The 22,673-nt window shown below is 71.2% G+C and carries 18 protein-coding genes; 14 read left to right on the top strand and 4 right to left on the bottom strand.

Translation table 11 applies throughout. The features are described from left to right. Nucleotides 1–45: 45 nt before the first annotated feature. Nucleotides 46–1,884 carry a Stk1 family PASTA domain-containing Ser/Thr kinase gene (gene pknB / locus AC3A5R_RS11085; protein ID WP_487620817.1) on the top strand — a complete coding sequence of 613 codons (1,839 nt, stop codon included), beginning with the start codon at nucleotides 46–48 and terminating at the stop codon, nucleotides 1,882–1,884. 83 nt (nucleotides 1,885–1,967) lie between these two features. Here pknB and AC3A5R_RS11080 read toward each other — a convergent pair whose 3' ends face one another. Together AC3A5R_RS11080 and AC3A5R_RS11075 are read right to left on the bottom strand one after the other, a co-directional pair. Beyond that, entirely contained in the window at nucleotides 1,968–2,597 is a 630-nt protein-coding gene (locus AC3A5R_RS11080) for an aminodeoxychorismate/anthranilate synthase component II (RefSeq protein WP_487620816.1), read from the bottom strand. A gap of 54 nt (nucleotides 2,598–2,651) precedes the next feature. After that, the gene (locus AC3A5R_RS11075) at nucleotides 2,652–3,461 is read right to left on the bottom strand and encodes a DUF881 domain-containing protein (RefSeq protein WP_487620815.1); all 810 of its coding nucleotides are present in this window, start codon (nucleotides 3,459–3,461) and stop codon (nucleotides 2,652–2,654) included. 171 nt (nucleotides 3,462–3,632) lie between these two features. Between AC3A5R_RS11075 and AC3A5R_RS11070 the strand changes: the two genes are divergently transcribed. Continuing rightward, nucleotides 3,633–3,884, top strand: a complete 252-nt coding sequence (locus tag AC3A5R_RS11070) for a cell division protein CrgA (protein ID WP_076264151.1) — start codon at nucleotides 3,633–3,635, stop codon at nucleotides 3,882–3,884. Nucleotides 3,885–4,313: 429 nt separating this feature from the next. Here AC3A5R_RS11070 and AC3A5R_RS11065 read toward each other — a convergent pair whose 3' ends face one another. Then, a complete protein-coding gene (locus tag AC3A5R_RS11065; RefSeq protein ID WP_487620814.1) occupies nucleotides 4,314–5,159 on the bottom strand; it encodes a rhomboid family intramembrane serine protease in 846 nt (281 codons plus the stop codon). A gap of 161 nt (nucleotides 5,160–5,320) precedes the next feature. Further along, nucleotides 5,321–5,839: a peptidylprolyl isomerase gene (locus AC3A5R_RS11060; protein ID WP_487620813.1), complete on the bottom strand. Its 519-nt coding sequence runs from the start codon at nucleotides 5,837–5,839 to the stop codon at nucleotides 5,321–5,323. Nucleotides 5,840–5,991: 152 nt separating this feature from the next. Between AC3A5R_RS11060 and AC3A5R_RS11055 the strand changes: the two genes are divergently transcribed. The 12 genes from AC3A5R_RS11055 (at nucleotide 5,992) to AC3A5R_RS11000 (ending at nucleotide 22,646) form a co-directional block, all read left to right on the top strand. After that, complete coding sequence (locus AC3A5R_RS11055) at nucleotides 5,992–6,369, top strand: antitoxin (protein WP_487620812.1); 378 nt, start codon at nucleotides 5,992–5,994, stop codon at nucleotides 6,367–6,369. Further along, nucleotides 6,366–6,542: a hypothetical protein gene (locus AC3A5R_RS11050; RefSeq protein ID WP_487620811.1), complete on the top strand. Its 177-nt coding sequence runs from the start codon at nucleotides 6,366–6,368 to the stop codon at nucleotides 6,540–6,542. Before AC3A5R_RS11055 ends, AC3A5R_RS11050 begins: the two co-directional genes overlap by 4 nt. 116 nt (nucleotides 6,543–6,658) lie before the next feature. After that, nucleotides 6,659–7,798 (top strand): hypothetical protein, encoded by a 1,140-nt coding sequence (locus tag AC3A5R_RS11045; RefSeq protein ID WP_487620810.1) that lies wholly within the window; start codon nucleotides 6,659–6,661, stop codon nucleotides 7,796–7,798. A 577-nt stretch (nucleotides 7,799–8,375) separates the two neighbouring features. After that, the gene (locus tag AC3A5R_RS11040) at nucleotides 8,376–11,948 is read left to right on the top strand and encodes an RICIN domain-containing protein (RefSeq protein ID WP_487620809.1); all 3,573 of its coding nucleotides are present in this window, start codon (nucleotides 8,376–8,378) and stop codon (nucleotides 11,946–11,948) included. A gap of 234 nt (nucleotides 11,949–12,182) precedes the next feature. After that, nucleotides 12,183–14,606: a carboxypeptidase regulatory-like domain-containing protein gene (locus tag AC3A5R_RS11035; protein ID WP_487620808.1), complete on the top strand. Its 2,424-nt coding sequence runs from the start codon at nucleotides 12,183–12,185 to the stop codon at nucleotides 14,604–14,606. A gap of 151 nt (nucleotides 14,607–14,757) precedes the next feature. Next, nucleotides 14,758–15,156 (top strand): effector-associated constant component EACC1, encoded by a 399-nt coding sequence (locus tag AC3A5R_RS11030; protein ID WP_487620807.1) that lies wholly within the window; start codon nucleotides 14,758–14,760, stop codon nucleotides 15,154–15,156. Beyond that, the gene (locus AC3A5R_RS11025; RefSeq protein ID WP_487620806.1) at nucleotides 15,153–17,444 is read left to right on the top strand and encodes a caspase, EACC1-associated type; all 2,292 of its coding nucleotides are present in this window, start codon (nucleotides 15,153–15,155) and stop codon (nucleotides 17,442–17,444) included. The genes AC3A5R_RS11030 and AC3A5R_RS11025 overlap by 4 nt, the downstream gene beginning before the upstream one ends. A 48-nt stretch (nucleotides 17,445–17,492) precedes the next feature. After that, nucleotides 17,493–18,092: a sulfite oxidase-like oxidoreductase gene (locus AC3A5R_RS11020; RefSeq protein WP_487620805.1), complete on the top strand. Its 600-nt coding sequence runs from the start codon at nucleotides 17,493–17,495 to the stop codon at nucleotides 18,090–18,092. 19 nt (nucleotides 18,093–18,111) lie between these two features. Beyond that, entirely contained in the window at nucleotides 18,112–18,852 is a 741-nt protein-coding gene (locus tag AC3A5R_RS11015) for a ferredoxin reductase (RefSeq protein WP_487620804.1), read from the top strand. 1 nt (nucleotide 18,853) lies between these two features. Next, a complete protein-coding gene (locus tag AC3A5R_RS11010) occupies nucleotides 18,854–19,147 on the top strand; it encodes a DUF6510 family protein (protein WP_487620803.1) in 294 nt (97 codons plus the stop codon). A gap of 78 nt (nucleotides 19,148–19,225) precedes the next feature. After that, entirely contained in the window at nucleotides 19,226–19,396 is a 171-nt protein-coding gene (locus tag AC3A5R_RS11005; protein ID WP_487620802.1) for a hypothetical protein, read from the top strand. Nucleotides 19,397–19,559: 163 nt separating this feature from the next. Then, on the top strand, nucleotides 19,560–22,646 hold the full coding sequence (locus AC3A5R_RS11000; RefSeq protein ID WP_487620895.1) for a DEAD/DEAH box helicase: 3,087 nt from the start codon (nucleotides 19,560–19,562) through the stop codon (nucleotides 22,644–22,646). Nucleotides 22,647–22,673: the final 27 nt, after the last annotated feature.

Raw genomic sequence — 22,673 nt, 5'->3', positions numbered from 1 at the left:
GCAGCATTCGACGAGGCAGCACCCGACCGAACGAGGGCCAGCGACGTGACCACTTCCCCCCGGATCCTCGGCGGACGCTACGAGGTGGGCGAGCTCATCGGCCGTGGCGGGATGGCCGACGTCCACATCGGCCACGACACCCGCCTCGGGCGCACCGTCGCCATCAAGATGCTGCGCTCGGACCTCGCGCGCGACCAGAACTTCCTCATGCGGTTCCGTCGCGAGGCGCAGTCGGCTGCCGGCCTCAACCACCCCTCGATCGTCGCGATCTTCGACTCCGGCGAGGACGACACCTTCATCGACGGCCCGAACGGCACGCGGACGCACCTGCCGTACATGGTCATGGAGCACGTCGACGGCCTGACGCTGCGACAGAAGCTGACCGAGCACCAGCAGCTCGACCCCGCGGAGGCGATCCGGGTCACCGAGGGCGTCCTCGACGCGCTGGCCTACAGCCACCGCATGGGCATCGTCCACCGCGACATCAAGCCGGCCAACGTCATGATCACCGACGACGGCACGGTCAAGGTCATGGACTTCGGCATCGCCCGGGCCATCGCCGACACCGCGGCGACGATGACCCAGACCCAGTCGGTGGTCGGCACGGCGCAGTACCTGTCGCCCGAGCAGGCCCAGGGCCAGACGGTCGACGCCCGCTCCGACCTCTACTCGACCGGGTGCATGCTCTTCGAGCTGCTCACCGGCCGCCCGCCCTTCACCGGCGACTCGCCGGTGGCCATCGCCTACCAGCACGTCGGCGAGCTGCCGCAGCCGCCGAGCGTCTGGAACGACGCCGTGGGCGGCGACCTCGACGCCGTGACCCTGCACGCGCTGGAGAAGGACCGCGACGCCCGCTACCAGGACGCCGCCGCGTTCCGAGCCGACCTCGAGAACGTCCGGCTCGGACGTCCGATCAGCGCGGCCGCCCTCGGCACCGGCGCGGCCGTCGGCGCCGCGGCGACCCAGACGCTCCCGGCGTCCTACGCCGCCGCGGGCGCGCCCACGGCGGTGCAGCCGGTGACGCGTCGGTCCCAGTACGGCAACACCGCCGGGCTGCCGGCCGTCGGCCACGACGAGGACGAGGAGCGCAAGGGCAACAAGGGGCGGGCCGCGCTCGTGACCGTCCTCGCGCTCGTGCTGCTCGGCCTCATCGGCTGGCTCGCGGTCACGTGGTTCGGCAACCAGACCCCCGACGTCAAGATGGTCGCGGTGCCCTCGATCGTCAACATGCAGGAGGCCCAGGCCACCCAGACGCTCGCGGCGAACAACCTGCGCGGGGAGAAGTCGACCGCCCCGAGCACGACCGTGCCCAAGGACAGCGTCATCAGCCAGGACCCCAAGCCCGGTGGGCAGGTCGCGGAGCAGTCCGTCATCCGGTTCGTCGTCTCGACCGGCCCGGACAGCGTGCAGATGCCCGACGTCACGGGGATGAACAAGGACGACGCCCGGACCGAGCTGGAGAAGCAGGGCTTCAAGGTCGTCAAGTTCGTCCAGGAGAACACCCCCGACCAGGACAAGAACAAGGTGACCAAGACCGACCCGGCGGCCAACTCGACGGTCGCGGCCGGCTCGGACGTCACCATCTTCTACGCCACCGGCAACGTGAAGGTGCCGGACGACCTCGTCGGCAAGGACTGGACGCAGGCCGTCATCTCCCTGCAGAACGCGGGCCTCAACCCGAAGAAGGAGCCGGTCGACTCCGACAAGCCGGCCGACCAGGTGCTCGACGTCGAGAACGCGGGCAACGTCGTCAAGGCCGGGTCGACGATCACCGTCAAGGTCGCCAGGACCCCGACGCCCCAGCCGTCGACGACGACGGTCACGGTGCCGCCGCCCTCGCCCACCACGACCGAGACGACGACGCCCCCGCCGATCCTGCCCTGACCGTGGCACCCTGAGCCGCCGCCCGGCGCGCCGACGAGAGGGCCCGTCCGACCGCATGGTCGGACGGGCCCTCTCTCGTGTGTTCAGACGGCGGCGGTGACGAGCGGGCTCAGGCCCGCCGACCGGGCGACCGCCCCGGTGTCGCCGCACATGGCGAGGAAGTTCGCGAGCATCCGGTGACCGCCCTCGGTGAGGACGCTCTCGGGGTGGAACTGGACCCCGTGCAGGGGCAGGTCGCGGTGGCGCACCGCCATGACGACACCGGAGTCGGTGTGGCCGGTGGCGACGAGCTCGTCGGGGAGCGTCGCCGGGTCGATGGTCAGCGAGTGGTAGCGCGTCGCGGTGAACGGCGAGGGAAGGCCCTCGAGGACGCCGGTGCCGTCGTGGTGCACGAGGGAGGTCTTGCCGTGGAGCAGCTCGGGGGCCCGGTCGACGGTCGCGCCGGCGACGACACCGAGCGCCTGGTGGCCGAGGCAGACGCCGAACATCGGGGTGCCGAGACGCGCGCACTCGCGGATGACGTCCATCGAGATCCCCGCGGCCTCGGGCGTGCCCGGGCCGGGGGAGACGAGGACGCCGTCGTACTCGGCGACGGCGCCAGGTTCCACGGCGTCGTTGCGCACGACGACGCACTCGGCGCCGAGCTGCTCGAGGTAGCCGACGATCGTGTAGACGAAGCTGTCGTAGTTGTCGACGACGAGGATGCGGGTCATGCGGGCCTCACGGGTGCTGCGGGTCGGTGGTCGGGTCTCGGGCGGGGTGGCCGGTCAGCGGATCGGGGCCGCGTACTGGAGGTCGACCGTGCCCGAGTATGCCGGGAACTCCAGGGAGGAGTGGGTCTGCACCCCGTAGCCGAGACCCACGGCGTCGACGTACTGCTTGTAGATCTGCACGGTCTGGTCGTTGTCGAGGCCGAGCTGCAGCGACTGGACGTCGCCGATCGCCTTGATGCGGTAGGGCGGCGAGTAGACGCGGCCCTGGAGGATCAGGGTGTTGCCGACGCACCGCACGGCGCTCGTGGAGATGATGCGCTGGTCCTGGATCATCATCGCCTCGGCGCCGGACTGCCACAGGGCGTTGACGACGCCCTGCACGTCCTGCTGGTGCACGACGATGTCGTCGGCGGTGAACCCGTCGGGCAGCGAGTCGGCGCTGCGGTGCGCGTCGTCGAGGGTGACCTCGACGGCCGGGCCGGAGACCTTGGTGTCGGCGGCGGTGTCGGCGAGCGCGTCGCCCTTGGCGGCGAGGGTCGAGAGCCGCTTGTCGTAGGGCGCGTTGGCCTTCGACAGGGCGTCGACCTCCTTCTGGAGGGTGTCGAGCTGTGCGGCCTTGTCGGCGACGCGCGCGTCGCCGTCCATGATGAGCTGCGGCAGGTCGCGGTCGGCGCGGAGGTCCTGGCCCTGCGCGGCCACGAAGCTCATCGAGAACATGATGCCGGCCACGGCGGTGATGACGGGCACGAGCGCTCGCCACGTGAGGCGCGGCCGCCGGCGCGGCTCGGGGGCAGCGGCATCCGGCCCACCGTCGGGGGCGGGCTCGTGCACCTGTGCCTCGTCGGCCCTCGGCTCGTCCGTCATGCCTGCGTCCTCCACGGGCGCGGCCGTTCCGCGCCCACCGCCATTCTGCCCTGACTCACGCCGGACTCCTGACTCGCTCACCCCGAGCGTGCGAGCGAGCGTGGCTCGAGGAGGGCGCGTTCACGGCGTCACGCACTACGCTGGGCCGCACACGACGCAAGGAGAGAGCAAGTGCCCGAGTCCAGAGGCCGCGACCACAAGGCCACCGCCTACACCCCGCCGCAGAAGAGCAAGGCGGCCGAGCCCAACCCGACGTGGTGGGCCCCGGTCTTCATCACGCTGCTCGTCGTCGGGCTGCTGTGGATCGTCGTCTACTACGTGACGGAGTACAAGTACCCGATCGGCTCGATCGGCGTCTGGAACCTCGGCGTGGGCTTCGTCCTGCTCATGGCCGGCTTCATCATGACGATGCGCTGGCGCTGACCTCGTCGTGCCGCGGCCGCCGGCCGCGCTCGGACCGCTCACGGCCCGTCCCTGATCCCGGGGGCGGGCCGTTCGTCGTCCCGGGGATCGACGACGGCCTCCGTCCGTCGTCGGGGGACCGTTCGTCCACACGCGCCCACACGGTGTTGACATCTTTTCCACACGGTTGTCCCCAGCTGGGGATGAATGACATGCGTGTAACTACATCCACAGGTTTATCCACACCGGTGGACAACTCGAGGTGGGGATACTTGTGGAATCCGTGCTCAGTCGGCATGTGGAACCGGTTGTCCACAGGATGTGGATCCTGTGTGCAGGACCGGCGCCCGGGAGCAATCCGGCCCTGATCGCGGACTGGCTCGTCGACGAGCGCCCGGAGCTGTGGACAAACCAGTCGAGCGCCAGTGGACAACCGTGCGCCGTGCGGCGTCAGCGGCCGAAGGCGCTCGAGTCGATCATCCGGACGGCCTCCGGGAGCGATAGGTACTTGACCACCGCTGCGGCCACGACGACGGCGAGGACCGCGCCGAGGGCCAGCCAGACGAGGTGGCGAATGCCCTGGCGTCGGAACGCGATGATGACGGCGGCGCAGGCGAGCCCGGTCACGAGACCGCCGAGGTGGGCCTGCCAGGCGATGCCGGGGTAGATGAAGCCGAAGGCGGCGTTGATGGCGATCGTCGCGTACATGAAGGCCGACGAGCGGCCGAGGTGCCGGTTGAGCACGAGGAGGGCGCCGAAGAGGCCGAAGATCGCTCCGGAGGCACCGACGACGGGGGTCAGCCACCCGACATCCTGGCCGGCGACCAGCCCGGACATCGTGGGGGACCCGGCCAGCAGGACGACGCCGACCTGCCCACCGATGCCGCTGATGAGGTAGAGCGCGGCGAAGCGGGCCCGACCGAGCAGCGGCTCGAGGTACTGCCCGAGGCTCCACAGCGCGAACATGTTGAGCAGGATGTGGAAGATCGTCTCCGGCGAGTGGAGGAAGGCCGCCGTGACGAAGCGGTACGGCTCGGTCCAGCCGAGGGCGGGGCGAAAGGCGAACTGGTCGGTCAGGGGCGGGTAGGCCCGCTGGAGCAGGTAGACGACGGCGCAGATCGCGATGATCGTGTAGGTGACGACGGGGGTGCCGGCGGTGGCACGGCCACCGAAGACGGTGCGCGCGCCAGGCATGGCGCGCGACGCCTCGCGCACGCAGTCGACGCACTGGATGCCGACGGCCGCGGGCCGCTGGCACTCGGGGCACGCGGGGCGTCCGCAGCGCTGGCAGCGCACGTACGCCTCCCGATCGGGGTGACGCGGGCACACGGACGGACCGGCAGCAGGCTGCGGCACCCCCGGCTCAGCGGGGGGTGGAGCGGTCGGGTTGTCGGACAACGGGATTCCCCCTGCCGGTCTCGTCCGTGCGTACGGGTTGAGCTGGTGGAGCGGGGCGCTCAGGCCTCGATCGTCACCGAGTTGATGACGACGTCCTCGACCGGCTTGTCGTTCGGGCCGGTGGCGACGGCACCGATCTTGTCGACGACGTCGCGCGAGGACTGGTCGGCGACCTCACCGAAGATGGTGTGCTTGCCCTGGAGCCACGTGGTGGGCGCCGTGGTGATGAAGAACTGCGAGCCGTTGGTGCCCTTGCCCATGCGCTTGCCGGCGTTGGCCATGGCGAGCACGTACGGCTTGGTGAAGTCCTTGTCGGGGCTGATCTCGTCGTCGAACGTGAAGCCCGGGCCACCGAAGCCCTGACCGAGCGGGCAGCCGCCCTGGATCATGAAGTTGGGGATGATGCGGTGGAAGATCAGGCCGTCGTAGAACGGGGTCGGGTTGGTGCGGCCCGCCTCGTCCTTGTACTCCTTCTCGCCCTTGGCGAGGCCGACGAAGTTCTCCACCGTCTTCGGGGCCTGGTGCTCGAAGAGGTCGACGACGATGTCGCCGTGGTTCGTGTGCAGGGTTGCCTTCATGGGCCCAATCCTCGCACGACGCGTGAGCCCGTCCGCTGTGTGGCGACCGTGCGACCGATGTGCCCTCGGGGTACGTGGCCCGCACGGACGGGGAACGCCGGTGCCGGACCCACCGTTGGCCAAGAAGACACGAGACGAAGGGCGGTGCAGCGATGTCGTTCCTGGACAAGCTGAAGCAGAAGGCCGAGGAGCTCGACCTCGAGACCAAGGCCCGGCAGCTGCAGGAGGCTGCGACGCTGGCGGCGAAGCAGGCCCAGCAGAAGGCCGGTGAGTTCACGACCGAGAACCGCGAGAAGATCGACGGCTACGTCGACGCCGCGAGCAGCACGATCGACGAGAAGACCCACGGCAAGTACACCGAGAAGGTGGCCAAGGTGCGCGCCGGCGTCGAGAAGGGCATCGACAAGGTCGCCGAGGGCGGCTCGGCCGCGGGAGCGACCGGTGCGGCCGCGGCCGCCGGGGCCACCGACGCCGGCCCGTTCCCCGCTGACCCGGAGGCGCCGGCGCCCGACACGATGGGCCGACCGTGACCGACGTGCCGCCACCCACCCACGAGGCCGTCGCCGACTCGACGCTCGAGGACACCGTCCTCGGCCTCGACACCGCGGCACCCGTCGAGCAGTCGACCGAGCAGCCGACCGAGCCGGCCGTCGAGCCGTCCAACGACGCCGACCCGACGCGTCCGGCCCGTACGGCGGGCTGAATCGGGACACACCCACCGACCCGTCCCGACCCTCCTGTCCCCGGTTCTGCGGGGCGGGTGCGGCTCGTGCCCGATGTTGGCAGGATGGGTAAGGACGACAGGACTTAGGAGGACGCATGTTCCGCACCAAGCAGTCCCGCGCCGAGGCCGCGGTCGACCAGGCGCGCGCCGCCGCCGTCGACCTCGGGTCGACGGCCGGCGACCAGTTCGAGACCGTCAGGGACGGTGCCGCCGACGCGGCCGCCCAGGCGTCGAAGGCGGCCCGCAAGCAGGCCGAGCACGCGTCGCAGGTGGCTCGCCAGCAGGCGGCCGAGGCCTCAGCGGCGGCCCGCAAGCAGTTCGAAGCCGCCCGTGAGGCCGCGGCACCCGCGGTCCAGGACGCCGCAGAAGCCACCCGGGAGCGGCTCGTCGAGGCCGCGGCCGCGGCCCGCGACGTCGCCGGCGAGGCTTTCCACGAGGCCACCGAGCGGGCCCGGCCGAAGATCGAGCACGCCCAGGACACGCTCGTCGACACGGTGCTGCCGAAGGTCGGGGCGGCAATCGCCACGGCGGCGGCGGCCCTCGCCGCGGGCGCCGAGCAGGCCCGTGAGTCCGCGGCTCCGCACCTCGAGTCGGCCGCGGCGCAGGCTCGTGAGGCGGCGACCGTCGGCGGGCACCGGGCCCACGATGCGTACTCCGTGCTCAAGGGCGACGCGGTCGCGAAGAAGCGGGGCGGCAAGGGCAAGTGGCTCATCGTCATCGGCCTCACGGCCGCCGGCGTCGCCGCGGTCGCCGCCTACCGCAAGCAGAAGCAGGCCGACGACCCGTGGGCCACGCCCCTCGACACGAGCGCCGGCACGCCGGGCACCTCGTTCAAGGACAAGGCGAGCACCCAGGTCGAACACGCCAAGGAGGCCGTCTCCGAGGCTGCCACGAAGGCCAAGGAGAAGGGCTCCGAGCTCGCCGACGCTGCCAAGGACAAGGCCGGTGACCTCGCCGCCAAGGGGCAGGCCGCCATCGCCGATGCCAAGGACCGCTCCGACGATGCCGTCGCCACGGACGTCACCACAGACGCCCCCACCACCGGCGCGGCCGACCCGCTGAGCGGCACCAGCGCCGCCGAGGGCCAGGTGACCGACGCCGAGCAGGCCCCCGGTGCCGACGCCATCAGTGACGACGCGCTCGAGGGCGGCGCGGTCAACGGCGCCTCGACGAAGACCTCGCCGCGTGGCTCGTCGCGCCCGAGGAGCTCCAAGGAGGAGACCGGCAAGGGCTGAGCACCGCGCCCCGAAGGGGAACGCCGCAAAGAGAAGGACCCGGATGCCATCGGCATCCGGGTCCTTCTCTGCTTGAGCTGGCTCGCACCGACAGGGGGACAGTGCGAGCCAGCACATGCAGAAGGGCTGGGCGCGGTTCGTGCGGGCCCAACCCTTCGCTCCTCCCAGTCTAACCCCGGACCGGGGGACTGCGCGAGGGGTTGGGTGAAGTTTCTATTACGCCCTCGAGCTCGAGTTCGCCCTTTCCACGCCATTCGCCCGAGCCTCCGCCTCGTCGACCCGCTGGCCGACGACCCGGAGAACTACTGCTCCACCGAGCATGGCACCAGTCGGCCCGGCGCGCCAGAGGAACGCACGGTGGATTGCAGGTGGGCTTGCGCGGGGGCCTGGCGACCACCCGCCGCGCCCGCCGCGCCCGCCGCGGTGCCCGCTCCGGATGTCCTGGCCGATGCGTCCCTTTCGCCCCGATCTGTTGACGCTCACGACACGAGCCCCTACGGTCCTCACCAAGAGCGTGACTGATTGTGATCGAAAGGATGCCTTAATGCGCAGTTTCAGACACACAGTCCGACGATGGGTGGCCGCCGCCGGAATCGGTGCGGTCGCCCTCTCGGGACTCGTCGCCCACGCCGGCCCCGCGGCCGCGGCCGACGGACACCTCGGTGACGTCACCGGCTTCGGCCGCAGCGGCGACACCTACACCTTCGCCTCCGGCACCGCGAAGGTGCGCGTCGAGGTCGACGACGCCTCCCTCGTCCGGGTGCAGCTGGCGCCGGACGGCACGTTCACCGACCCGGCCAACGACGACCCGGCCGACGCGTCGGTGCCCGATGCCGACATCGTCGTCGGGCGGCACCGCGTCGCGGGCAGCTCGAGCGTCACCGAGACGCCGGACGCCTACGTCCTCAGCACCGCCAAGGCCCGGCTCACCGTCAACAAGCACCCGTTGACGATGCGCCTGCAGGACGCGTCGGGCCGCGACCTCTGGCGCGAGACGGCGCCGCTCTCCTGGAGCAGCGCCGGCACGACGCAGACGCTCGCCCAGGGCGCGCAGGAGCAGTTCTTCGGCGGCGGTATGCAGAACGGCCGCTTCAGCCACCGCGACACCTCGATCACCATCAGCCGCGACTACAACTGGGACGACGGAGGCAACCCCAACGCCGCCCCCTTCTACCTCTCGAGCGCCGGCTACGGCGCCCTGCGCAACACCTTCGCCCCCGGGACCTACGACTTCCACGCCCCGGTGCGCACGACCCACCAGGAGCAGCGCTTCGACGCGTACTACTTCGTCGGCGACACGCGTCAGGTCCTCGACGGGTACACGCGCCTCACCGGGCGCCCACTCATGCTGCCGATGTACGCGCTCGAGGTCGGTGACGCCGACTGCTACCTCCACAACGCCAACCGCGGCGAGCGCCGCACGCTACGCGACTCGACGACCGTCGCCGACGGCTACACCGCGGCGGACATGCCGCTCGGCTGGATGCTCGTCAACGACGGCTACGGCTGCGGCTACGAGCAGCTGCCCGAGACCCACGAGATGCTCCAGGGCCACGGCTCCGAGCTCGGCCTGTGGACCCAGGCCGACCTCACGAGCCAGCCCTCCGAGGTGGCCGCCGGCGTCCGCGTCCGCAAGACCGACGTCGCGTGGGTCGGCCCCGGCTACCGCTTCGCGCTCGACGCCTGCGAGAAGGCCCGCGACGGCATCGAGTCCAACAGCACCGACCGCGCGACCGTCCTGACGATCGAGGGCTGGGCCGGCACGCAGCGCTGCGGCGCGATGTGGAGTGGTGACCAGTCGGGGTCGTGGGACTACATCAAGTGGCAGATCCCGACGTACGCCGGCTCGACGCTGTCGGGCCAGCCGGTGACGACGGGCGACATCGACGGCATCTTCGGCGGCAGCGCGGACACCTACACGCGTGACCTCCAGTGGAAGATGTTCCTGCCGATGACGTACGCGATGAGCGGGTGGGCGGCGAAGGACAAGCAGCCCTACCGCTACGGCGAGCCGTACACGTCCATCAACCGCAGCTACCTCCAGCTGCACGAGCGGCTGCTGCCCTACCTCTACACGCACACCGTGAACGGGTCGAAGAACGGCCTCGGCCCGACGCGTCCGCTCTACGTCAACTACCCGGACGACCCGGCGACATGGGGCGACCAGGCGAAGTACGAGTTCCTCGCGGGCGACGACTTCCTCGTGGCGCCGGTCTACTCCGACACGACGGTCCGCGACGGGATCTACCTCCCCGCGGGGACGTGGGTGGACTACTGGACCGGGCGGCTCTACTCCGGCAAGCAGACGCTGAACGGCTACAAGGCGCCGCTCGACCGGCTGCCGCTGTTCGTCCGGGCCGGTGCCGTGGTGCCCCAGTTCCCGAAGGGCACCCTCGACTGGACGGCGGGCAAGGCCTCCGGCCGTCTCGACCTCGACGTCTACCCCTCGGGCACCTCGACCTTCACCAACTACGAGGACGACGGCCGCTCGCAGGAGTGGGCCGCGGGGCGCAGCGCGACCCAGCGGTTCGACGTCGCCGCCCCTGTGTCGGGCAAGGGCCCGGTCACCGTGACCCTCGGGTCGGTCGACGGCGCCTACGCCGGCAAGGCGGCCACTCGTGGCTACGGGCTCAGCGTCCACACGAACACGGCGCCCTCCGAGGTCGCCGTCGACGGAACCGTTGTGTCGCAGGCGAGCTCGCAGGCTGCGCTCGACGCAGCGACCGACGGGTGGTTCTACGACGCCGCCACGGGCGTCGTCCGCGTCAAGACCCGGTCGGTGCCGACGGCGTCGACGCACACGGTGCGCCTCACCGGCGCCGGCGCGGTCGGTGGTGCCCAGCCGGGCGAGCTCGACGCGACCCTGGACGTCAAGGCGCCCGTCATCTCGGTGCCGGGCGAGGCCCGCGAGGTGGCGGCGACGTTCACGAACTCGACCGGCAAGCCGGTCCAGGTGACCGCGACGTCGGTCGGCGTCCCGGCCGGCTGGACGGCCACGGCGTCGGGTCCGACGACGGCCACCGACCTCAAGGTCGGCGCGTCGTTCACGGCCCGCTTCGCCGTGACCCCGCCCGCGGGAGCCAAGCCGGGGTCGTACCCGATCACGGCGTCCGCTGCCTACACGGTGCGCGACGTGTCGCACACCCTGACCGACGCGACGACGACGCGGCTGGCGTTCCCCTCGCTGGCGAGCGCCTTCAGCAACGTCGGCGTCACGGCGCTGGCTGATCCAGCGAAGGGCAACATCGACGGTGGGGGGTCCAGCTTCATCGCCGAACGCCTGGCCGCACAAGGTGTCTCGCCCGGTGCGAAGGTCTCGGCCAACGGGTTCGACTTCACCTGGCCCTCGTCGCAACCGGGCACGAAGGACAACGTCGCCGCCGCCGGTGAGACGATCCAGGTGTCGGGCAAGGGCAACGCCCTCGCCTTCCTCGGCACGGGCACGAGCGGGTCTGCCGGTGGCGCGGCGACGGTGCACTACGCCGACGGCTCGTCCACGGCGGTGACGGTCGGCTTCCCCAACTGGTGCTGCCTCGCCACCGACACGTACGGCGCGAAGACGGCGGTCACGACGATGGGCAAGAACACGCCGACCGGCGCGGCCTACCCGACGACCGCGTACCGCCTCTACACCAAGACGGTGCGGATCGACCCGACCAAGGAGGTGGCCGCGGTGACCCTGCCGGCCAACTCGGCGGTGCACGTCTTCGCGCTGACCGTCGGCACCGAGGACGTCGTGCCGCCGCCGGTCGCGGACGGGCAGTACTCGATCGGCAACGTCGGCTCGGGGCTCGCCCTCGAGGCCCCGGGGTCCGACTCCTCGCAGCTGGGGACGGCGCCGGTCAGCTCGTCGGCGTCGCAGAAGTGGGTCGTCACGCTGCAGGACTCGGGCGCCTACGAGGTGAAGAACGCCCAGAGCGGGCAGTGCATGGACGTCTTCTACAGCTCGCAGACCTCGGGAGCGGTCGTCGGGCAGTACACGTGCACGGGCACGACGAACCAGCAGTGGACCGTCACCCGGTCCGGCACGCAGCTGACGCTCAAGGCCAAGCACAGCGGGCTCTCACTCGCGGTCGACGCGTCCGGCAAGGTCGTGCAGGTGACCGACACCGGCGCGGCGACCCAACGCTGGACGGCCACGGCCAACTAGGCCGCACCGCCCGGGCCACCAGCCCGGTCCGCACCGGTCGAGGCCGGCCGCACACCGTACGCGGTGTGCGGCCGGCCTTCGCGCGCTGCGCCGTGTGGTGGCGGCGCTGCATGAACCTGCAGCGCCAACGGCGGATTCGGCCCTTGCCAACCCTGCTTGCTGTCGCTCCGCGCTGCTACGTTCTGCTCGCCTCGGTAGCAGCCGCGGCACAGGGGACTCACAGAGAGCACTCACATGCGTTCAGCACTGAAGCGCGTGGGCGTCGCACTGGCCGGGGCGCTGCTCGCGTCGTCGGTCGTCGTCGCGCCCGCCCAGGCCGAGCCGGCCACGCTGTCCGGAACCGTCGTCGACGCGTCGGGCGCGCCCGTCTCGGCCTGCGTCATCGCGTACGGACTCGACTACGGCTACGTCGACCAGGCGTGCACCGACGAGACCGGCGCCTGGTCGATGTCCGCCGTCGAGAGCGGCACCACCTACAAGCTGGAGATCCAGCCCTCGGACGGGGTGCACCTGTCCGAGTGGGCCACCGACGCCGACTCCTTCGACACCGCCGCCGAGATCGTCGCGCCTGCGACCGTCCCGGTGCAGGTCGCACAGGGCGCGGTCGTCACCGGGCACCTGACGAAGGCCGACGGCTCACCGGCCGACGGCGTCTCGGTGGCGCTGTGGCCCGAGAACGGCTCCGCCGCAACGGGATCCGCCTACGTGTCAGACGGTGCATGGCAGGCCCTCGTGGCCCCGGGCAGCTACCAGGTCGAGTTCTCGCAGCCCCCGTTCCACCAGTGGGCCACCGGCTCCGCCGACCGGGCCGGCGCCGCGACCTTCTCCGCCACGGTGGGGAAGGAGACCGTCGTCGACGACGTGCTCACGGTCGAGGAGCCGATGTCACTGCACGGCACGATCACCGACGCGCGCACCGGTGACCCGGTCGACGGGTGCGTCAACGTCTACACCGCCGACACCTACGACTACGCGGCGTCGGCCTGCTCCGGCTGGGAGGAGTCGGACAGGGGACGGTGGAGCGTCTACGGCCTGCCGGCCGGTGCCACCTACAAGGTCGAGGTCACCTCCTACGACGGCGTCCACCTCGGTCGGTGGGCACGCGACGCCAGCGACTTCGACTCCGCCGACGTGTACACGACCCCCGCGACCGTCGACGTCACGCTGCCCACCGGCAGCACCCTGACCGGGACGCTGCGGGGCACGGACGGTCGGCCCGTCGACAACGGCTACGTGTTCATCGAGCCGGTCGACGGCTCGCCGGCCGCGTACGCGTCGATCGACCCCGACGGGACGTGGCGTTCGACCGTCGCTCCCGGCGACTACCGCGTCCAGCTCCTGTCCGGTGGCGCCAGCCAGTGGGCGGTCGGCGCGTCGACGCGCGAGGAAGCCACCGTCTTCTCCGTCGCCGAGGGTGAGACCGTCGACGCCTCCGACCAACTGCTCCCCGGGGCCAGCGTCACCGGAACGGTCACGAGCTCGGCGACCGGCAAACCCGTCGCCGGCGCCTGCGTCGACATCATCCGGATGCCGGTCGTCGACTGGGCCGAGACCGTCGCGCAGAGCTGCACCGACGCGAGCGGCCACTACACGGCGGACCTCTACGAAGGTGGGGGCAGCTTCACCGCGCGCATCTCCGACCCCGAGGGCCGCTTCGTCCAGGAGTACTACGACGACCGCGCCAGCCTGGACACCGCCGACGCGTTCACGGTGACCCGGGGCCTGCCGACGGTCGTCGACGCCGCCCTCGCCCCCGGTGCGACGATCACCGGCCTCGCCGTCGACGCGAAGCTCGGCACGCCCCTGCAGGGCGCCTGCCCCGACGCGTACGTCGGTCACGCCGGCGCGCGGGTCGACGGACAGGTGGCGACCTGCAGCGACGCCTCGGGCCGCTGGACGATCGCCGGGCTCCCGGCCGGGTCGTACGCCGTGCACCTGGGCATGGGGTACGGCCCCTACCCGTCGGGCGACGTCTGGGCGTTCAAGGCCGACACGCAGGCGCAGGCCGACCTCGTCACCGTCAAGACGGGCACGACGAAGACGATCCGCAACGTCAAGATCGACCCGCCGGTGACGATCTCGGGCCGGATCACCGACCCCTTCGGCAACCCGGTCGAGGGCGCCACGGTCAACCCACGCGGGCAGCTCATGGACCGCAGCGGCGAGTGCTTCGACTGCGCCACGACCGACGCCGACGGCCGGTACACCGTGGGCCCGCTGGCCGCCGGCAGCTACCGGCCGGTCGTCTACGCGGGCTACGGCGACGCCCTCGCGCCGCAGTGGTCGGGCCACTCGACGACCTTCGAGGGCGCGACGCCGATCACCATCAAGCCCGCGAAGTCCGCGTCGTTCTCGGCGCAGCTCGTTCCGGCGAGCACCATCGAGCCCGCGCTCGTGGCGCGCGACGGCTCGCCCGTCGACGGCTACTGGACCGGGTTCATCGAGAGCCCGACCGGCGTGCACATGGGTGACTTCGACATCCACGACGGCGCCAGCTACGGCCGTCCGGCCCTCCCGGCGGGCGAGTTCGTCGTCCACCTGGAGAACTCCGAGACCGGTCAGGAGGTCTGGTTCGACGGCGCGTCGTCCGCAGCGGACGCCACCCGGGTCGTCCTCGCCGAAGGTGAGCACCGGACGCTGACGATCCACCTGCCCTGACGGGCGTTCCGGCTCGAGGCCGGCCGCACACCGTACGCGGTGTGCGGCCGGCCTTCGTACGTGTGCCGGGCCGGACGAACCTGCAAAGACCCTGTATCGGACGGGCCGCCCGCGCGTACTGTTCTGGAAACGGCATGTGCGAGGTGGCGAGATGCGCGCGACGGTCGTTCTGGCCTTGTCGGAGTCGGGGGCGGATGACCTGCGCCTCGACTCCCTCCACCGGCAGCTGCGCACCGAGCTGGGCGACCTCGACGAGGTGGAGCCGTTGCCGAGCACCGGGTCCACGCCGGCCGCGGTCGAGCCCGGTTCGCGCGCCGTCGACCCGGCCACCGTGAGCGCCCTGGCCGTGGCGGTGTTCGGCTCCGGCGGCCTCACGGCCCTCCTCGCGTCACTGCGGGGCTGGCTGCGGCGCGGCAGCGGCGATGCCCGGTCGGTGCGGATCGAGGTCGGCGGCGACGTGTTCGAGCTGACCGACGCGTCGGCCGAGGAGCAGGACCGGCTCCTCCAGGTGTTCCTGCGGCACGTGGACGGTACGGAGGCCCCGGCGTGACCGGGCGACGCCGCGCACTCGTCGTGGCGACCGACACCTACGACCACGCGGCACTCGGCCAGCTGCGGTCCGCGGCCGCCGACGCCGTGGCCCTGAGCGAGGTGCTCGGCGACCCCGAGGTCGGCGGCTTCGAGGTCGACGTGGTGCAGAACGCTGCCTCGCACGAGGTGCAGGCCCACATCGAGGACCTCTTCGCCGACAGCGGCCCCGAGGACCTCGTCCTGCTGCACTTCTCCGGGCACGGGCTCAAGAGCGACTCCGGCGAGCTGTTCATCGCGGCCCGCAACACGCGTCCGGACCGGCTCGCGTCGTCGTCGGTTCCGGCCGACTTCGTCCAGCGGTGCATGCGCGGCTCCCGTGCCCACAGCATCGTGCTGTTCCTCGACTGCTGCTACGGCGGGGCGTTCGGCGAGGGCGTCACGGTGCGCGCCGCCGGCCCGGTCAACGTCATGGACGCGTTCCCGAAGGGACGCCTCGGCGGCGGGCGCGGGCGGGCGGTCATCAGCGCGTCGAGCGCCATCGAGTACGCCTTCGAGGGCACGACGCTGACGGCCGAGCACGAGGCGCCGCCGTCGGTGTTCACCTCGGCCGTCGTCCACGGCCTGCGCACCGGCGACGCCGACCGCGACGAGGACGGGCTCGTGTCGCTCGACGAGCTCTACGACTACGTGTTCGACCGCGTCCGGGAGGCCAACCCGAAGCAGACGCCCGGTCGCGACATCGAGATGTCGGGGGAGATCTACGTCGCCCGCACCCGCCGACGACGCCTCAAGGCCGCACCGCTGCCCGACGCGCTGGCCACGGCCCTGCGCAACCCCGACCCGACCTACCGCCGCGGCGCCGTGCTCGAGCTGCGCGACCGACTAGGCCATCACGATCTTGCCGTCGCCCTCGGTGCGCTCGAGGCGCTGCGGGCCGTGGCTGCGGGTGACGTGCGCGCCGTCGCCGACGATGCCCAGGCGGCGATCGACGCCGCCCGCCCGTCGGTGACGCCGGCCTCCCTCGACCTCGGAGAGGTGGACGCCGACGCCTCGGTCGACGTCGAGCGCACCCTGGAGCTCGGTGGTCTCCCGCTCGCGCGCGAGGTGTCGGTCGAGGCCGACCCACCGCTGTCCGCCGAGGTCGACGACGGCGCGGTCGTCGTGACGTTCTCGCCCACCGGGCGGCCCTTCAGCGGGACGCTCGTCCTGACCGCCCCCACGGGAGCCGTCACCGTGCCCGTGACGGCACGTGTCGCCGGCGCGCCGCTGCCCGATGCCGCCCCCGCCGAGGCACACGTCTCACCGGGCGCCAGGCGGCTCGTCCCGGCGCCGCCGGAGGTCGCCCACGAGCAGGTGACCACTGACGCGTCCCCGGCCGCCGACCACGCCGGTCCGCCCGCCGTAGACGTTCCCGCGACTCCCGCCGCAGCCGAGCCCACTACAGCGGGTCCTGCAGCAACGACCGACGGATCGACGAGCGGGGATCCTGTGGCACGGGTACGGGGGGTCCTCGGCTGGCTCGCGATCACGGCGGGGCTGCTCGGGCTCGTCGGCGGCCTGCTGCTGCCGTGGGGGGCCGACGACTCCACCGCCAACCCGCAGGACGACCTGGTCGTGCAGGTGGTGTGCTTCCTCATCCTGGCCCTCGCCTCGGGGATCGCCTTCCTCGCCCGCAGGGCCTCACCGGCGGTCGGCCTGGGGCTCACCCCTCCGACCGCCGCCCTCGGCGTCCTTCTCGCGCTCGGTGAGATCGGCCTTCTCCGGGACGGCACGACGTCGGCGCCCGGGCCCGGGTGGTGGACCAGCTTCATCGCGGCCGCCTGCATGGCCGTCGTCGCCGTCGTCTCGCTCGCCTGGCGGCCGCTGCGGTCGAACCTCGTCCGCGCCGAGATGCGCTGGACCGACCCGGCCGTTCTCCTCGTCATCGTCGCCACCGCCGTGGGGGTCCTCGTCCTGCTCGACTACGCGATCTACATCCAGCAGGACTCGAGCCTCGCGAGGTTCTGGGTGGCCTGGTTCTGGGCGTGGGCGCTCGTCGCGGCCGCCCTCGTCGCCGTCGGGCTGGTGCTCGGGCCGCTGGTCGCCGGTCGGGCCTGGCTGATCGCCTCCGGCGTCGTCCTGCTGGACCGACCGCTCTCCTCGGGGCTCTTCGCGAGCAACCACGGCACTGACCCGCGGTATCTCGCACTCGGTGTCATCGCAGCGATCGTCGTCATCGTCGCCGCACCGCTCGTCGGCCGGTGGCCTCGTCCGGCCCCCGACGCCGAAGCGCCCCGACCGACCGCGCAGAGCAGTCACCCGGATTGACCACCCAACCGACCACGCCCGAGCACCGACGATCGACGAGGAGAACGCATGGGCATCGTGACGCCGGGCTTCCGCGGACGAGGACGCGATGAGGCCGTCGAGCTGCCACCGGGGCAGTACCTGACGCACGACTTCCCGGTGCTGCAGGCGGGACCGACCCCACCCGTCGAGGTCGACGACTGGTCGTTCACCGTGACGACCGAGGGCGGGCAGCAGCACGCCTGGTCGTGGCCGGACATGCAGGCGCTCCCGCAGGAGACGCCGACCGTCGACATCCACTGCGTGACGAAGTGGTCCAAGCTCGGCACGTCGTGGCGCGGCGTCTCGCTCGACACGTTCCTCGAGGACGTCGAGACGGCAGCGGACTTCGCACTCGTGCGCTGCTACGACGGGTACACCACGAACCTCCCGCTCGAGGACCTGCTCGACGGGCAGGCCTGGGTCGTCCACGAGTTCGACGGCGAGGCCCTCGAGCCGTGGCACGGTGGCCCGGCCCGGCTCCTCGTCCCCCACCTGTACTTCTGGAAGTCGGCCAAGTGGGTCAGCGGCATCGACCTGCTCCTCGAGGACGAGCCCGGCTTCTGGGAACAGCTGGGCTACCACGAGTACGGCGACCCGTGGCGCGAGCAGCGCTATGCCGGCGACTGACGGCGCCGAGAGGACCAGGATGGCGCGCGTGACGTGGCAGGTGGCCTACCTCGTGTCCCGCAGGGACGAGACGCCCGACGCGGTGACCCTCGTCCTCGGGGTGCCCGAGTGGCCCGGGCACCTGCCGGGTCAGCACGTCGACGTCCGCCTCACGGCACCCGACGGGTACTCGGCGCAGCGCTCCTACTCCCTCGCCGCTCCCGACCACGGCGCCCAGGTGGAGCTGACGGTGCAGGTGGTGGCGGACGGGGAGGTCTCCTCGTTCCTCGCCCGCGACTACGCCGTCGGCGACCCCATCGAGGTGCGCGGACCGGTGGGAGGCTGGTTCGTGTGGCGTCCGGACGCCGGTGCGCCCGCCGACCCGGTGCTGCTCGTCGGTGGCGGGTCGGGGGTCGTCCCCCTCATGGCCATGGTGCGGGCCCGGCACGAGTCGGGCAGCGTGGCGCCGATGCACCTCGTGTACTCCGTGCGCACGCCGGCCGACGTGCTGTACGCCGCGGAGCTCGAACGCCGCGCCCGCCTCGACGACGGGCTCACGGTGACCCTCGCGTACACGCGGTCCGCCGTCGAGGGCGATCCGCGGGGAGCGCACCGCATCACGCCCGACGAGCTGGCGGCCTGGGCGCCGGTCCGAGCGGGTCAACGGGTCTACGTCTGCGGTCCCACGGGATTCGTCGACGCGGTCGCCGACTCGCTCGTCGACCTCGGTCACGACGAGCACACGATCAGGACCGAACGCTTCGGCCCGAGTGGAGGGTGACATGACGGTTCACGACGACGGCCGGGCCACACCGGCCCTCGACGGCAACGTGCTGGCGGGACAGCTCGGGGAGGTGTTCGGCGTCGACGTCACGAGCGCGACGGTGCTGTGCGTCGGGTGCGGGCGAGCGCAGTGCGTCGCCGAGCTCGTCCTCTACGAGACCGGCATGGGGTCGACGGCCCGCTGTCGCGGATGCGGAGCGGTCGTGCTGCGAGCGACCGTGATCCGCGACGAGGTCGTCCTGGACCTCCGGGGCACGCGCACCCTCCGCGTCCCACTGCCCGCGAGGGACTGACGCCGGTCAGGACCCTGCGCGGGGCAGGAGCAAGCGGTAACGCATAGCGGTCGCGGCACCGTTCGGTGGGCCTCGCTCGTGACGGTCGAGCTCGAGCCGGCCACCGGGGAGGACGACGGCGAGGCGACCGAGCTGACGTGGACCGAGCAGGTGGCCCTGCTCGTCCCGAGCGAGGGCGACGGCAGCGTCGACCTCGCCCACTTGCGCGGCGGCATTCAGCTCCGCCTCAAGCCCTGGCCCTCGCGGTGACCTGACCGCGCCCGGTGTGTGGTCGGCCGCAACAGGCGCCTGCACCGGGCAGGCGAGGCTGAATGAACAGGCACGGGCCGGGTGACCAGCCATGACTCGGCATTTCCCGGACTGGTGGGCTCACTCCTGGCAAGCTGCGTCGGTGACCACAGGGGACGGCAGTCTGCTTGAGGGGCTCTACGAGAGCCTCATCACCAAGGCCCTCGAAGCGCGGCTCGAGAGCGCTACGGCCCTCGACGTGCGACGGGGGTCCATCGACGACGCCGACCAGCCTGAGGTCTTAGCACGGCACATCGGTGAGGTGGCCCTCCGAGCTCTGCGCGAAGAGAGGCGGCCCGAGCGTCGCCTGGACCTCGTCAACCGGCTCGTCGAGACGGTGGGTGCCGTGGAGTACTCCTTGTCCGCTGCGCACCAGCTGCTGGCGGTCTCCACGCCCCCGGGGCCTGACCACCGGACGCGAAGCACCGAGCGCCCCTCGACACCGTTGTCGGACGCAGCGCTTCTGACCAACGCTTCGGGCGAGCCAGGGCTCGGTCACGAGGTAAGGGCGGAGTTGGCGAGCGCGGACCACGTCGATGTGATCATGGCCTTCGTCAAGTGGTACGGCCTGCGACTGTTCGAGACGCAGCTGGTGGCTCTGCGAGCCAGGGGAGTGCCCCTGCGCGTCATCACCACCACCTACATGGGGGCGACGGAGCGGGCAGCCGTGGACCGGCTGGTCCGGGACTTCGGCGCCGAGGTCAAGATCCAGTACGACGCCCAGCGCACGAGGCTGCACGCCAAGGCGTGGCTCTTCCGGCGCAACACCGGCTTCGACACGGCCTACGTGGGCTCGAGCAATCTGTCGCGCGCCGCGATGCTCGACGGCGTGGAATGGAATGTCCGGCTCTCGGCCATCTCCACCCCCGCTCCGCTCGCGAAGTTCCGCGCCACGTTCGACAGCTACTGGAACGACCCGTCGTTCGAGGCCTACGACCCGGATGTCAACCGCGATCGGCTGGACGACGCCCTTGCCGAGGCGGCCGGCAGACGCGTGCACGATCGCGTGACGCTGACGCTGTCCGGCTTGGAGGTTCGACCGTACGCCTACCAGCAGGAGATGCTCGATCAGCTGGACGTCGAACGCGTCGTCCACGACCGTCATCGAAACCTGGTCGTCGCGGCCACCGGCACGGGCAAGACCGTCGTGGCCGCACTTGACTACCGCCGGCTCGCGTCATGCTCCGCCGCGCCGCCCCGCCTCCTGTTCGTCGCACACCGGCGCGAAATCCTCCAACAGTCGCTTCGCACGTATCGCGAAGTACTGAATGACGCCGGATTCGGAGAGCTGTACGTCGACGGGCTCCGCCCCGAACGGTGGGACCACGTCTTCGCCTCCATCCAGTCGCTGTCGTCCTACGGAGTCGGCAATGTGCCGCCGCACGCGTACGAGATCGTGGTCATCGACGAGTTCCACCACGCCCAAGCGCAGACCTACCGACGCCTCCTCGAGCATCTACAGCCACGGGAGCTGCTCGGCCTGACTGCTACCCCCGAGCGCGGCGATGGCCTCGACGTCCGCACGTTCTTCGAGGGCCGAACGGCCGCCGAACTGCGCCTGTGGGACGCCCTCAAGGCTGACCTGCTGACCCCGTTCCACTACTTCGCGATCGCGGATGGCGTGGATCTCACCGGCGTGGACTGGAAGGCCGGGGCCTACGACGCCGCCAACCTGTCGAACCTCTTCACCGGCAATGACGCCCGCGCGCGCATCGTGCTCAAGGCGGTCCGGGACAAGATCGCCGATCTGAGCACGATGAAGGCGCTGGCCTTCTGCGTCTCCCGGGACCACGCCCGGTACATGGCCCGAGTCTTCAACGCGGCCGGCATTGCCTCCGCCGCAGTCCTGGGTGACACTGCGACGCCCGAGCGGGACGCGGCCGTGCAGGGACTGAGGGACGGCAGTGTTCAGGTCCTGTTCGCTGTGGACGTCTTCAACGAGGGCGTCGACGTGCCGGCCATCAACACCGTCCTGTTCCTCCGCCCGACCGAAAGCTCCACCGTCTTCCTTCAACAGCTGGGGCGAGGGCTGCGACGTGCCAGGGACAAGGCGGTCCTGACAGCCTTCGACTTCGTCGGCCACCACCGCAAGGAGTTCCGATTCGATCGGCGATTCCGCGCGATGACCGGCAGTACGCGCGCCGCTCTTCAGCGCGACATCGAGCACGGCTTTCCCTTCCTGCCTTCAGGCACGCAGATCGTGCTCGACCAGCAGAGCCAAGATCTCGTGCTCGAGAACATTCGTAGTCAGGTCACGACCCGCTGGACTGCGATCGCGGCTGAACTCCGTGCGCATCCGACGGAGGACCTAGGCACCTTCCTCGCGGAGTCCGGAGTCGAACTGTCCGACGTCGTACGGGCGGACCGCTCATGGACTCGGCTGCGGCGTGAGGCCGGCATGGACGTCCCTCGCGGTGGTGCCTACGAGAAACATTTGCTCAAGCGGGTGCGCACTCTCTGCCACGTCGATGACCCCGAACGCGCCGCTGCCTATCTCGTCTGGCTCGGCCCAGAGGCACCCCGCTACGACGACGCCGACGCGGCGCTGCAGGCGTACGGACGCATGCTGTTCTTCTCGTTGTGGCCCGACGGAGGGGACTTCGATTCGTACCAGGCGGGCCTGACGGCCCTGCGCAGCGAGCGCGCGGTTGTTCAGGACCTCGAGGCTGTCATCGCGCTGGGTCTGCGCTCCGCGGAGCGGATCACTTCGGGGCTGAGCGGGAAGCTGGCGCCACGGCCACTTCGGGTGCACGCCCGTTACACGCGTGAAGAGTTGGTTGCTGCCCTTGACTACGTGGCCATCGACGGCCGTAAGCCAAACAGCTTCCGCGAAGGGGTGCTCTTCGCTCCCGAGGCGAGGTCTGACGCCTTCCTGGTCACCCTCAACAAGTCCGAGGCCGACTACTCCCCGACCACCATGTATCAGGACTACGCCATCAGCCCTGAACTGTTCCACTGGGAATCCCAATCGGGGACGAGGGTGGCGTCCGCCACCGGGCAGCGGTACCTGCACCACAAGGCACGTGGCAGTCATGTGCTGCTCTTCACGCGTCCACGGAAGGTCACCGCCCTCGGCACCGGCGCGCCATACCTGTTCCTGGGCGAGGCCGACTACGTGGAACACCGAGGGGAGCGCCCGATCGCGATCACCTGGCGGCTACGCACGCCGATGCCGGCGGCAGACTTCGCGACGGCTAGCGTCGTCGTGTAGCCGCCACTACACCTGCGGCGGATAGAC

This window comes from Intrasporangium sp. Soil_C_50 (assembly GCF_057656595.1).
This window is presented reverse-complemented; position numbering and strand designations above follow the sequence as displayed.